Source organism: Nocardia cyriacigeorgica (genome assembly GCF_010858045.1).
In the GTDB taxonomy this organism is placed as follows: Bacteria; Actinomycetota; Actinomycetes; order Mycobacteriales; family Mycobacteriaceae; genus Nocardia; species Nocardia cyriacigeorgica_E.
The window spans coordinates 37,278-49,836 of sequence record NZ_JAAGVC010000029.1 but is presented as its reverse complement, the minus strand read 5'-3'; the positions used below and the strand labels follow the sequence as shown (position 1 = coordinate 49,836).

General features: G+C 69.0%; 10 protein-coding genes. 8 read left to right on the top strand and 2 right to left on the bottom strand.

Going from position 1 to position 12,559, the window contains the following annotated elements; translation table 11 throughout:
- Positions 1 to 68 precede the first annotated feature (68 nt).
- Positions 69 to 662, bottom strand: a complete 594-nt coding sequence (locus tag GV790_RS21190; RefSeq protein WP_163815251.1) for an SACE_7040 family transcriptional regulator — start codon at positions 660 to 662, stop codon at positions 69 to 71.
- Positions 663 to 755: 93 nt separating this feature from the next.
- Here GV790_RS21190 and GV790_RS21185 point away from each other — a divergent pair, with 93 nt between their 5' ends.
- The 8 genes from GV790_RS21185 (at position 756) to GV790_RS21150 (ending at position 11,640) form a co-directional block, all read left to right on the top strand.
- Entirely contained in the window at positions 756 to 2,372 is a 1,617-nt protein-coding gene (locus GV790_RS21185; RefSeq protein ID WP_375139411.1) for a carboxyl transferase domain-containing protein, read from the top strand.
- Positions 2,373 to 2,377: 5 nt separating this feature from the next.
- Complete coding sequence (locus GV790_RS21180; RefSeq protein ID WP_163815249.1) at positions 2,378 to 4,423, top strand: ATP-binding protein; 2,046 nt, start codon at positions 2,378 to 2,380, stop codon at positions 4,421 to 4,423.
- Positions 4,424 to 4,432: 9 nt separating this feature from the next.
- Entirely contained in the window at positions 4,433 to 5,593 is a 1,161-nt protein-coding gene (locus GV790_RS21175) for an acyl-CoA dehydrogenase family protein (RefSeq protein ID WP_163815247.1), read from the top strand.
- 29 nt (positions 5,594 to 5,622) lie between these two features.
- Positions 5,623 to 6,111 carry a MaoC family dehydratase gene (locus GV790_RS21170; protein WP_163815306.1) on the top strand — a complete coding sequence of 163 codons (489 nt, stop codon included), beginning with the start codon at positions 5,623 to 5,625 and terminating at the stop codon, positions 6,109 to 6,111.
- Positions 6,108 to 6,923 (top strand): HpcH/HpaI aldolase/citrate lyase family protein, encoded by an 816-nt coding sequence (locus tag GV790_RS21165; protein WP_309139022.1) that lies wholly within the window; start codon positions 6,108 to 6,110, stop codon positions 6,921 to 6,923. The genes GV790_RS21170 and GV790_RS21165 overlap by 4 nt, the downstream gene beginning before the upstream one ends.
- 27 nt (positions 6,924 to 6,950) lie before the next feature.
- A complete protein-coding gene (locus tag GV790_RS21160; protein ID WP_163815245.1) occupies positions 6,951 to 8,900 on the top strand; it encodes an acetoacetate--CoA ligase in 1,950 nt (649 codons plus the stop codon).
- Positions 8,901 to 8,961: 61 nt separating this feature from the next.
- Positions 8,962 to 10,209 carry a TetR/AcrR family transcriptional regulator gene (locus tag GV790_RS21155; protein WP_163815243.1) on the top strand — a complete coding sequence of 416 codons (1,248 nt, stop codon included), beginning with the start codon at positions 8,962 to 8,964 and terminating at the stop codon, positions 10,207 to 10,209.
- A 189-nt stretch (positions 10,210 to 10,398) separates the two neighbouring features.
- The gene (locus GV790_RS21150; RefSeq protein ID WP_163815241.1) at positions 10,399 to 11,640 is read left to right on the top strand and encodes a TetR/AcrR family transcriptional regulator; all 1,242 of its coding nucleotides are present in this window, start codon (positions 10,399 to 10,401) and stop codon (positions 11,638 to 11,640) included.
- Between the two features lie 9 nt (positions 11,641 to 11,649).
- Here the strand turns inward: GV790_RS21150 and GV790_RS31270 are convergent, their stop codons facing one another.
- Positions 11,650 to 12,558, bottom strand: coding sequence for a hypothetical protein (locus GV790_RS31270; RefSeq protein WP_256673437.1), 909 nt, complete (start codon positions 12,556 to 12,558; stop codon positions 11,650 to 11,652).
- Position 12,559 lies beyond the last annotated feature (1 nt).

The window sequence follows — 12,559 nt, the reverse complement described above, 5'->3', positions numbered from 1 at the left end:
CAGGGTGCGGCGCCCACCGGGCCGGTCACAGCCATTACATGTCCAGCACTCGCCACCCCGCGCACCGGTCAGCTCAGCGCGGCGATCGCCATATCGCGCAAGATCGCCCGCGCCCGCGCTGCCGTCGCCGGGGTCGCGCTGTGCGGGGTGGAGTTCATCAGGCCGAACGCGGCGTGCGCCTTCACCCGGGCCGCGTCCTCGGCCAGTTCCGGATGCAGTTCGCGCTGCACGCCCACCCAGATCTCGACGTAGCGGCGCTGGAAGCGGCGCACTTCCCGGCGCGCGGGTTCGGGGACGTTGTCGAGATCGCGGTCCTGGATGCGGATCAGTTCGGGCTCGCCGAGCGCGAAATCGAGATGGAAATCGACCAGCCTGCCGAGCGCCTCGCGGGGCGAACCGGCATCCGCGACCACGGCTTCGCCGCCTTCGAAGAGCCGGCGACTGACCCCGACCAGCAGTTCGACCAGCAGCGCCTCCTTGTTCGGGAAGTGCCGATACACCGCGGGGCCGCTGATGCCGACGGCCGCGCCCAGATCGTCCAGCCGCACGCCGAGGAAGCCGCGGTCGGCGATCAGGCGCGCGCCGGCATCGAGCAACTGCCGCCTGCGCTCGGCTTTCTGCTGTTCACGGCGCGTGAGCGTGCCGGTTTCCGTGCCGGTCATCGGCGCTCCTCCCAGCCGGTCTGGACAACTCGGTTAGTCAAGATTAACCTGTATTCCAGTTATCAGCGATTAACTGACCGGCAGGATGGCGTGATGACGATGACTCAGGACCCGCGCGCGAGCGCTGCGGTCTCCGACAACTACGCGGCGCATCAGGCGCTGGTCGCCGATCTGCGTGCCCGGCTCGCCGCGACCGCGCTCGGTGGCCCGGAGAAGGCCAGGCAGCGCCATATCGCACGCGGCAAGCTGCTGCCGCGGCAGCGGGTGGATCAGCTGCTCGACCCGGGCAGTCCGTTCCTCGAGCTCTCACCGCTGGCCGCGAACGGCATGTACGACGACGAATGCCCCGGCGCCGGCGTCATCACCGGCATCGGCCGGGTGTCGGGGCGCGAATGCGTGATCGTCGCCAATGACGCGACGGTCAAGGGCGGCACCTACTACCCGCTCTCGGTGAAGAAGCATCTGCGTGCCCAGGAAGTCGCGTTGCAGAACCATCTGCCATGCGTGTACCTGGTCGATTCGGGCGGGGCCTACCTGCCGCATCAGGACGAGGTGTTCCCCGACCGCGAGCATTTCGGCCGGATCTTCTACAACCAGGCGAATATGAGCGCCAAGGGCATCGCCCAGATCGCGGCGGTGATGGGTTCCTGCACCGCGGGCGGCGCGTATGTGCCCGCGATGAGCGATGAAGCGGTGATCGTGCGCGATCAGGGCACCATCTTCCTCGGCGGTCCGCCGCTGGTGAAGGCGGCCACGGGCGAGGTGGTCACCGCCGAGGAGCTCGGTGGCGGCGCGCTGCATTCGCGGACCTCCGGCGTCACCGACCATCTCGCCGACGACGATCAGGACGCGCTGCGCATCGTGCGCCGCATCGTGGGCACGCTCGGCCCACGGCCCGAAAGCCCTTGGGAGGTGCGCACTCCCATCGAGCCCGCGGCGCCGGTCGAGGAGCTCTACGATGTGGTGCCGGTCGACCTGCGCACCCCGTACGACGTGCGCGAGGTGATCACCCGCATCGTCGACGGCGATCCCGACGGCGGCAGCGGCTTCCACGAATTCAAGGCCGAGTACGGCAAGACCCTGGTCACCGGATTCGCCCACATCCACGGCCATCCGGTCGGCATCGTCGCCAACAATGGCGTGCTGTTCAGCGAATCCGCCATGAAGGGCGCGCATTTCATCGAACTGTGCGATAAGCGCAAGATCCCGCTGCTGTTCTTGCAGAACATCACCGGGTTCATGGTGGGACGCGATTACGAGGCGGGCGGCATCGCCAAGCACGGCGCGAAGATGGTGACGGCGGTGGCGTGCGCGCGGGTGCCGAAGCTGACGGTCGTCATCGGCGGTTCCTACGGTGCGGGCAACTACTCCATGTGCGGGCGCGCGTACTCACCGCGCTTCCTGTGGATGTGGCCCAATGCCCGGATCTCGGTGATGGGTGGTGAGCAGGCGGCGTCGGTGCTGTCGACGGTGCGCGGCGATCAGCTCGACAGCAGCGGAAAGCCCTGGACCGAGGAGGATCAGGAGGCGTTCAAGGCCCCGATCCGGGATCAGTACGAGCGGCAGGGCAACCCGTACTACTCCACCGCGCGGATCTGGGACGACGGCGTGATCGATCCCGCCGACACCAGAACCGTGCTCGGCCTCGCCCTGTCGGTCTGTGCGCAGGCTCCGCTGGAACCTGTCTCCTACGGCGTCTTCCGGATGTGATGACCATGCTGAACACGAATCATCCCGTCGGTTTCGACACCGTTCTGGTCGCCAATCGCGGCGAGATCGCGGTGCGCGTCATCCGCACGTTGCGCTCCATGGGCATCCGCTCGGTCGCGGTCTACAGCGATGCCGACGCCGGTGCCAGGCATGTGCGCGAGGCCGATGTCGCGGTCCGGCTCGGTCCCGCGCCCGCCCGCGAGAGCTATCTCGATATCGCCAAGGTGGTCGACGCCGCCGTGCGCACCGGCGCCCAGGCCGTGCACCCCGGTTACGGATTCCTGTCCGAGAACGCCGCTTTCGCCGCCGCGCTGGCCGAAAAGGACATCGTGTTCCTCGGTCCGCCGGCCAAGGCGATCGAGGTGATGGGCGACAAGATCACCGCCAAGAACACCGTCTCCGCGTTCGACGTGCCGGTGGTGCCGGGTATCGCCGAGCCCGGCCTCGATGACGACGCGCTGATCGCGGCCGCCGCCGACATCGGCTACCCGGTGCTGGTCAAGCCGTCCGCGGGTGGTGGCGGTAAGGGAATGCGGCTGGTCCACGAACCGGGTGAGCTGCCCGCCGCACTGGTCAGCGCCCGCCGCGAGGCCGCGGCGGCGTTCGGCGACGACACCCTGTTCATCGAGCGGTTCGTCACCAGGCCCCGCCATATCGAGGTGCAGATCCTCGCCGACCAGCACGGCAATGTGGTGCACCTGGGCGAACGTGAATGCAGTTTGCAGCGCAGGCATCAGAAGGTGATCGAGGAGGCGCCCTCGCCACTGCTGGACGCGGCCACCAGGGCCAGGATCGGTGCGGCGGCCTGCAATACCGCGCGCAGCGTCGACTACGTGGGCGCGGGCACGGTGGAATTCATCGTCTCGGCCGACCGCCCGGACGAGTTCTTCTTCATGGAGATGAACACCCGCCTCCAGGTGGAGCATCCGGTCACCGAAATGGTGACCGGTGTCGACCTGGTCGAATGTCAGGTGCGGGTGGCGGCCGGGCAGCGGATCACCTTGGCGCAGGAGGACATCCGGCTCATCGGGCATGCCGTCGAGGCGCGGGTCTACGCCGAGGATCCCGGGCGCGGCTTCCTGCCCACCGGCGGCACGGTGGTCGATCTGGCCGAACCGGGCGGCAAGGGCGTGCGGGTGGATTCCGGGCTGCGGGTCGGCACCGTCGTCGGCAGCGATTACGACCCGATGCTGTCGAAGGTCATCGCGCACGGTCCCGACCGCGCGGCCGCGCTTGCGGCGTTGGATCGGGCGCTGGACGAGACCGTCGTGCTCGGCGTGACCACCAATATCGAGTTCCTGCGGTTCCTACTCGAAGACCCCGATGTCGTGGCCGGGCGTCTGGACACCGCGCTGCTGGATCGCCGAGCCGTCGACTTCACGCCTGCGCCGGTGCCCGACGACGCGTTCGCCGCGGCCGCCGTCTACCACTGGCTGCGCCGCTGGCCTACCCGGCCGGGCGACCCGTGGGATCAGCCGACCGGCTGGCGCCTCGGATCCGCCGCACCCACCTCGATCCGGCTCGAGGGCGGTAACCGCACCGAGCACGTCTACCTGACCGGCACCCCGGCGGCGGCGCAGCTGTGGATCGGCGAGGACGGTTCGCCGGTCTCGGTATCCGCCGAGCTCACCGCCCCCGGCGCGCTGACGATCACCGTCGACGATGTGCGCCACGACTACCGCCTGGCCGAACACGACAACCGGCTGTGGGTGGCCGGCCCGTCCGGTGTCTGCTCGCTGCGCGAGATGGCCGAGGTGAACGTCCGCGCCGGCGACGCCGATCTGGGTGACGCCGAAATCCGCAGTCCCATGCCGGGTTCGGTGATCGCGGTGCCGGTCGAACCCGGCGCCGAGGTCGCCGCGGGCGCGCCGGTGGTCGTGGTGGAAGCGATGAAGATGGAGCATTCGCTGACCGCGCCGACCGCCGGCACCGTCGAAGTGCTGGTGCGGCCAGGCGATCAGGTGAGCCTGGACCAGGTGCTCGCCAGGATCCACGCCGCCCCGGCGCCCGCGACCGACTCCCCCGCTGCCACAACGGCTACCGACCGATAGGACCACACGATGACCGACTTCCTTTCCACCGGAACACTTCCCGACGACTACCGCGACCTCGCGCTCACCGTCCGCGATTTCGCCAACCAGGTGGTGGCCCCGGTCGCCGCCGAACACGACGCCAACCACACCTTCCCGTACAAGGTGGTGCAGGGCATGGCCGAGATGGGCCTGTTCGGGCTGCCGTTCCCCGAGGAGTACGGCGGCATGGGCGGCGACTACTTCGCGCTGTGCCTCGCCCTCGAGGAACTGGGCAAGGTCGACCAGAGCGTGGCCATCACCCTGGAAGCCGGTGTGTCACTGGGCGCGATGCCGATCTACCGCTTCGGTAACGAGGAGCAGAAGCAGCAGTGGCTGCCCCAGCTCACCAGCGGCCGCAACCTGGCCGCGTTCGGCCTCACCGAACCCGGCGCCGGCAGCGACGCGGGCGGCACCCGCACCACCGCCGTCGCCGACGGCGGTGACTGGGTGATCAACGGCAGCAAGCAGTTCATCACCAACTCCGGCACCGACATCACCACCCTGGTGACGGTGACGGCGGTGACCGGCGAATCGGGCGGCAAGAAGGAGATCTCCACCATCCTGGTGCCCACCGACACCCCCGGTTTCGTCGCCGAACCGGCCTACAACAAGGTCGGCTGGAACGCCTCCGACACCCATCCGCTCTCGTTCACCGATGTGCGGGTGCCGCAGGAGAACCTGCTCGGTGAACGCGGCCGCGGGTACGCCAACTTCCTGCGCATCCTCGACGAGGGCCGCATCGCCATCGCCGCGCTGGCCACCGGTGTGGCGCAGGGTTGTGTGGACGAGAGCGTGCGCTACGCCAAGGAACGCGAGGCCTTCGGCCGCGCGATCGGCACCAACCAGGCCATCGCCTTCAAGATCGCCCGGATGGAGGCACGCGCACACACCGCACGTGCGGCCTACTACGACGCGGCGGCGCTGATGCTGGCCGGTAAGCCGTTCAAGAAGCAGGCCTCGATCGCCAAGCTGATCGCCGGCGAGGCGGCCATGGACAACGCCCGCGATGCCACGCAGATCTTCGGCGGCTACGGCTTCATGAACGAATACCCTGTGGCCAGGCACTACCGCGACAGCAAGATCCTGGAAATCGGCGAGGGCACGACGGAGGTGCAGTTGATGTTGATCGCACGGGAGCTGGGCCTGTGAGCGCCGAGCAGAACACCGCGCCCGCCCAGATGCGCCGCGTCGTGCAGACCGGACTGTGGTTCGAGGAACTCGAGACCGGCGTCATCTACGAGCACCGGCCCGGCCGCACCATGACCGAAACCGACAACGTGCTGTTCAGCACGCTGACGATGAATCCGCAGGGCCTGCATATCGATGCCGCCTACAGCGAAGCGCAGGAGCCGTTTCATCAGCGGCTGGTGAATTCGCTGTTCACCCTCGGCACCATGGTCGGCCTCGCGGTCGCACATCTGACCCAGGGCACCACCGTCGCGAACCTGGGCTTCAGCGAGGTGAAGTTCCCGGCGCCGCTGTTCCACGGCGACACCATCTACGCCGAGACCGAGGTGCTGGACAAGCGTCTGTCCAAGAGCAGGCCCGGCGAAGGCATCGTGACCTTCCGGCACACCGCGCGCAACCAGCACGGCACGGTGGTGGCGGTGGCGGTCCGCAATGCGATGATCCGCGTCCGGCCGCAGTCCGGGGACGGTGCGGCGTGAGCGAACCCTGGGTGCCCGCGGGCCCGGCCTGGCTGTTCTGCCCGGCCGACCGGCCGGAGCGGTTCGCCAAGGCGGCCGCCGCCGCGGATGTGGTGATCCTCGATCTGGAGGACGGTGTCGCCGCGGACGACAAGGCCGCCGCGCGCAAGGCACTGGTCGAGACCCCGCTGGACCCGGAGACCACGATCGTGCGGGTCAATGCCGCGGGCACCGATGAGCACCGCCACGACCTGGCCACGCTCATCGAGACGGGCTATCGCAGGCTCATGCTGCCCAAATGCGAGTCGACCGCCCAGCTGGCGGCGCTGTCGGCGTATGAGGTGATCGCGCTGATCGAATCGCCGCTCGGCGCGCTGGAGGTGGCGCGCACGGCGGCGGCCGACAACACCATCGGCGTGATGTGGGGTGCGGAGGATCTGGTCGCCGGACTCGGCGGCGCGTCCAGCAGGCACGTCGACGGCAGCTACCGCGACGTCGCCCGGCATGTGCGCTCGACCTCGCTGCTGGCCGCCAAGGCACACGGGCGGCTGGCCCTGGACTCGGTGTATCTCGACATCGCCGACCTCGACGGTCTGCGGGCCGAGGCCGAGGACGCGGTGGCCGTCGGGTTCGACGTCAAAGTGGCCATCCATCCGAGCCAGGTGGCCGTCATCCGGGACGCCTACGCCCCCACCGACGACGAACTCGCCTGGGCACGTGGCGTTCTCGACGAGGCACCGCAGCATCGCGGTGTCTTCGCCTACCAGGGCCGGATGGTCGACGCCCCCGTGCTGCGGCACGCCGAGCAAGTCGTCCGGCGCGCCCGCCGCTGATCCACATACCGAGCCAGGAGAACCACGATGCAGCCACAGTGGGTGCCCACCGACCGGGATATCGCCGAAGCGAAGATCACCGATTTCGCCCGTTTCGTCACCGCACGCACGGGTGTCCCCACACCCGATTACGCCGCGCTGTGGCAGTGGTCGGTGCGGGACCTGGCGGGTTTCTGGCAGGCGCTGTGGGATTACTTCGAGCTCGGCGAGACCGCGGGCGAGGTGCTGGCCGAGGAAACCATGCCCGGTGCGCGCTGGTTCCCCGGCACCCGGTTGAACTATGTGGATCAGGTGGTGCGGCAATTCCGTACCGACCGCCCGGCGATCGTGGCGCTCGGTGACGGCGGCGAAGAGGTCACCGAGGTCTCCTGGACCGAATTGATCGACCGCACCGCAGCATTCGCCCGGACCCTGCGTTCGCTCGGGGTGCGTCCGGGTGATCGAGTCGCCGGCTATCTGCCCAATATCCCCGAGGCCGTGATCGCGTTCCTCGGTACCGCGGCGGTGGGTGCGGTGTGGAGCGCCTGCGGCCAGGACTACACCGCCAAGGCGGCCCTCGACCGGCTCGGCCAGTTGGAACCGACGGTGCTGGTCACCGCCGACGGCTACCGCTTCGGCGGCAAGGCGCACGACAAGCGCGCCGATATCGAGCAGCTGCGCGCCGGCCTGAGCAGCGTGCGCGAGACCATCGTGGTCTCCCGCCTCGGACTCGATATGCCGGGCACGCTGGCCTGGACCGACGCCGTCGCGGGCACCGACGCCGATCCGGTGATCGAGACCGAAGCCGTCGACTTCGACCACCCGCTGTGGATCGTGTTCTCCTCCGGCACCACGGGCCTGCCCAAGGGCATCGTGCACGGTCACGGCGGCGTGCTGCTCGAACATCTGAAAGCCGTGGCGCTGCAATCGGATATCGGACCCGACGATACGTTCTTCTGGTACACCAGCCCGAGCTGGATGATGTGGAACTTCCAGGTGGCCGGACTGCTCGCGGGCGCGACCATCGTCTGTTTCGACGGCAGCCCCACCTATCCCGAGCCGGACGCGCTGTGGCGGATCGCGGCGAAGGTGCGCGCGACGGTGCTCGGTACCAGCCCCGGCTATGTGCTGGCCTGCATCAAGGCGGGCTCGGTGCCCAAGGACGAGCATGATCTGTCGGCCCTGCGGATGATCGGCATCACCGGCTCGGCGCTGCCACCGTCGTCGGCACTGTGGTTGCGCGACAACGTCGGCGACCATATTCCGATCTCCTCGATCAGCGGCGGCACCGATGTGGTGTCTGCGTTCATCGGCGGGGTACGCACGGTACCGGTATGGCCGGGCGAGCTGTCGGCGCCGTATCTGGGTGTGGCACTGGATGCCTACGACGAGTCGGGCAATCCGGTGCGCGGGGAGGTCGGCGAGCTGGTGGTCACCCGGCCGATGCCGTCCATGCCGGTGAGTTTCTGGCGCGATCCGGACGGAAAGCGTTATCACGACGCCTATTTCGATACCTACCCCGGTGTGTGGCGGCACGGCGACTGGATCACCATCACCGACCACGGCTCGGTCGTCGTGCACGGACGCTCGGATTCCACGCTGAACCGGCACGGCATCCGGATGGGCAGCGCCGATATCTATCAGGCCGTGGAACGACTGCCCGAGGTCGCCGAGGCGCTGGTGATCGGGGCCGAGCAACCCGACGGCGGCTACTGGATGCCGTTGTTCGTGGTGCCGGCGCCCGGCACGGAACTGACCGATGAGCTGGCCGAACGGATCAAGGACGTGATCCGCCGCGAGGTATCGCCGCGGCATGTGCCCGACGAGATCCTTGCCGCGCCCGCCGTCCCGCACACCCGCACCGGCAAGAAGCTCGAGGTGCCGATCAAGAAGCTGTTCCAGGGCGCCGACCCGGCCCGTGTCGTCGAACGCAGCGCCGTCGACGATCCCGATCTGCTCGACTGGTACGCGCGGATTCGTCCCCCTGGGCGCGGGTGATCCACGACTCACGGCGGGGAGCGCCACATTGCCGCTGGTTACCGAGCGATACCATGTCGGAATGAGTGTCGACAATCGCCGTACGGTGCGTGCGAAGGGCAACGGCGACTCGGCGCCACGGGAGATCCGGCGCAGGCCGAAGAACCGGCGAGCCCAGATCGCGGCGGCCGCCGCCTCGGCCTTCGGCTCCCTCGGCTACCACGGTGTCAGCATGGAGGACATCGCCTCGGGTCTCGGCATCAGCTCGGCCGCGCTCTACCGGCATTACCCCAGCAAGTACGCCCTTTTCCGGGAGGAACTGCTGCGCGTGGGCCGGGCCATGACCGAATCGGTCCACCTACCCGAGGCCGCCGCCGACGCCGGTCCCGAGCAGCGGCTGCGGCAGGTGCTCGACGCGCTCATCACCGCCACCATCGACAACCGGGCCAGCGTCACCCTGGTGCGCTGGGAGGGCCGCTACCTCGAGGCCGAGGATCTGGACCTGCTCAACGAACAGCAGGCGACGGTGGTCGACGCACTGGGCGCGGAGCTGCACGCGCTGCGCCCCGAGCTCGACGGCGACGATCTCCGGGTCCTGCGCGCCGCGATGTTGAGCACCATCACCAGCATCGCCGACCACCACGCCGCGCTGCCCGCGAAATCGCTTACCCGCCTGCTGTCCTCGGCCTGCTGGGATATCGCGCGGGCCGAGCTGCCCGCCGTCGGCGATGCGGTGGAACCCGCTGCGGCGGCGGAGATCCCGGATTCGTTCAAGCACGAACTGCTGTTGCGCAAGGCGGTCGAGCTGTTCCACGATCGCGGGTATCCGAATGTCAGCGTGGAAGATATCGCGACCGCGGCCGGGCTGTCGGCGGCGTCGGCGGTGTACCGCTTCTATCGAGGTAAGAGCGATCTGCTGGCCGCGGCGTTCCGCCGTGCGGCCGAACGGGTTTCGAGCGCGATCGGCCCCGCGGTCGCCTCCGCCGACAGCGCCGAGGCCGCGCTGGTCTCGCTGATCGACCAGTACGTGGAAGGCTCGTTCACCGAGCGGGCGCTGACCTTCGTCTACTACACCGAGTTCCAGCACGTTCCGGCCGAGGAACGCACGGTGCTGCGCAATATCCAGCGGCTCAGCGTGGAGGAATGGGCGCGGCTGGTGCGTGAGGTGCGTCCGGAGCTCGCGCCTGCCGAATCCCGGTTCCTGGTGCACGCCGCGTTCGCCTTGGTGGTGGATCTGGGGCGCTCGTTCGGTACCGCGCCGATCGCCTCGCAGGGGCGGGTGGCGGCGCTGATGCAGATCGTGTTGTTCGGGCGCCGCGCCCAGGTCTGATTCCCGCTCTCCCCGATGGCCCGACGGGGCTCGACCCTGCTCATCCCGCGCACGGTAAGTTATGGGTCATTCTTACTATCAATGCGGCAATTGTAGTCGTTACGGACTCTTTTGTGATTTCTAATTCACTTCTCCCGCCCGGGGAGAAAGTTGGGGTGAGCACGGGCACGGCCGGGCTATCATCGCCGCATGGGTGCCCGGAATCGCCGCGCGACGCGGGAGACGGCCGCGGGCGAGACCACCGGGTCTCGGTCGGTGCGGCGCAGGCCGCGCGACCGCCGCGCGCAGATCGCCGCGGCGTCGGCCGAAGCGTTCGGATCGCTCGGCTATCACGGGGTGAGCATGGAGGACATCGCCTCGCGCCTCGATATCAGTTCCACCGCGCTGTATCGGCACTACCCGAGCAAATACGCGCTGTTCCGTGAGGAAACGCTGCGGCTGGGCAGGCTGAGCGTGGAAGCGGTGCGGCTCCCCGAGGACGCACGGCAGTGGACCGCGCGCGAGCGGCTCGAACACGAGCTGGACGCGCTGATCGGCGCCTCCATCGTCAACCGGCGCAGTGCCGCGCTGCTGCGCTGGCAACGCCGCTACCTCGAACCCGATGACGCCGCCCTGCTGCACACCCAGCTCACGGTGGTCGACAGCGCACTGCGCGAGGCCCTCGGCGACTACCGCCCCGACCTGCCGGTACGCGACCGCGCGGTGCTGACGGCGGCGCTGCTGAGCGTGCTGAGCAGCATCGGCGACCACCATGTGGCGATCCCGGTGCGTTCACTGACCGATCAGCTCGGCGCCGCCTGCCGCGCCCTGGCCGACACCCGGCTGCCCATGCCCGGCGACGACACCGAGGCCACCACGGCGCGCGAGATCCCGCTGACCTTCAAACACGAACTGCTGCTGGTGCGCGCGGTGGAACTGTTCCACGAACGCGGCTACCCGAATGTGAGTGTCGAGGACATCGCGACCGCCGCCGGGCTGCCCGCCTCCTCGGCGGTGTACCGCTTCTATCGCGGGAAGGGCGATATCCTGGCCGCCGCGTTTCGCCGTGCGGCCGACCGGGTTTCGGCCGCCATCGGCCCCGCCGTCGCCGGATCCGACGGCCCCGAGCAGGCCCTGCACACCCTCATCGACCTGTTCGTCGACGGCTCATTCGCCGAACGCGAGCTGACCTTCGTCTACTACGCCGAGATGAGTAATGTGCCCGCCGAGGAACGCACCGTGCTGCGAAACATCCAGCGGCTCAATGTCGAAGAGTGGGCCAAGCTGCTGATGGCGGTGCGGCCCGAACTTCCCGCGGCATCCGCGCGGGTGCTGGTGCATGCCGCGCTGGCCATGGTGGTCGATCTCGGGCAGCGGTTCGGTTCGGTGGACCCGGCCTGCTCCCGCCGGCGGGTGGCCGCGCTGATGCGGCAGGTGCTGTTCGGGCGGTGAGCCCGGCCGTCAGGGCTGCGGTGACGGCGCCAGCGGTGCGTTCATGTCGTTGACCAGCCAGCGGTCCCCGGACTTCTCCATCCGCATCACCATCGACAGCTGCCCCGGCGCGGGCTGCCCCTGGGTGCCGAGACTGGTGATGGTCTGGCCGATCACCACGATGGCCTCCGCCGAGGTCTGGTCACCGGATTTGATCGCGCACTGCACATCACTGGCCGCCGAGACGACCTGCCCCTGCGCGAGCACGTCGCGCAACTCCTGGCTGGTGGCTTCGAACTGCTGGCGCCAGTCGCCGGTGGCACCGTCGAGCACCGCGCGGAAGTACGGGTCGAGGTTCTTCGCGTCGTAATTCGCCAGTACCGGGGCGTATTCGCAGGCCGCCTGCCGCGCCTGTTCCTGCGCGTCCAGCACCGCGTCCTTGTCGCGATCCTGGAGGTAGAAGTACAACGTCGACGCGGCGGCGGCGACCAGCAGCACCACCACGGCGCACCGGGCGGCCAGGACGCGCGCGGTCGGTCGTTGCCCGCCACGCCGGCCGACCATGGCGGTCAGCTTCCCGAGTGGGCGTATGCGCGTGGCGGGCGGTTCGCCGGGTGTGGTCGCCTCCTCGGACGGCGGCGGGGCGGCCGGGCGGTCCTGCTTCGAGAGTGCGGGGGCCACGGTCGACTCTGGATCGCTGTCTGCCTGCTGAACCGTTTCGGTCGCCGCCGCGTCCTGTTCGCCGGCGGACGCATCGGCGGTCACTGCGGGCGCGCCGACCACGGCGGACTCGGATCCGTGTTCGGCAACTGGATCAGTAGCCGAGCTTGCCGAGCTGGGTGCGGCGGTTCCGCGCGACCGCGTTTCCGTCCGTTCCACCGCGATGCTCAGCTCGTTCACCGCGTCCGTGGCGGCAGGGTCGGTGCCTTTGGTGCTCATA

Coding starts and splice junctions, on each gene's coding strand:
- GV790_RS21190 (WP_163815251.1), bottom strand. CDS start 662: ATGACCGGCACGGAAACCGGCACGCTCACGCGCCGTGAACAGCAGAAA.
- GV790_RS21185 (WP_375139411.1), top strand. CDS start 756: ATGACGATGACTCAGGACCCGCGCGCGAGCGCTGCGGTCTCCGACAAC.
- GV790_RS21180 (WP_163815249.1), top strand. CDS start 2,378: ATGCTGAACACGAATCATCCCGTCGGTTTCGACACCGTTCTGGTCGCC.
- GV790_RS21175 (WP_163815247.1), top strand. CDS start 4,433: ATGACCGACTTCCTTTCCACCGGAACACTTCCCGACGACTACCGCGAC.
- GV790_RS21170 (WP_163815306.1), top strand. CDS start 5,623: ATGCGCCGCGTCGTGCAGACCGGACTGTGGTTCGAGGAACTCGAGACC.
- GV790_RS21160 (WP_163815245.1), top strand. CDS start 6,951: ATGCAGCCACAGTGGGTGCCCACCGACCGGGATATCGCCGAAGCGAAG.
- GV790_RS21155 (WP_163815243.1), top strand. CDS start 8,962: ATGAGTGTCGACAATCGCCGTACGGTGCGTGCGAAGGGCAACGGCGAC.
- GV790_RS21150 (WP_163815241.1), top strand. CDS start 10,399: ATGGGTGCCCGGAATCGCCGCGCGACGCGGGAGACGGCCGCGGGCGAG.
- GV790_RS31270 (WP_256673437.1), bottom strand. CDS start 12,558: ATGAGCACCAAAGGCACCGACCCTGCCGCCACGGACGCGGTGAACGAG.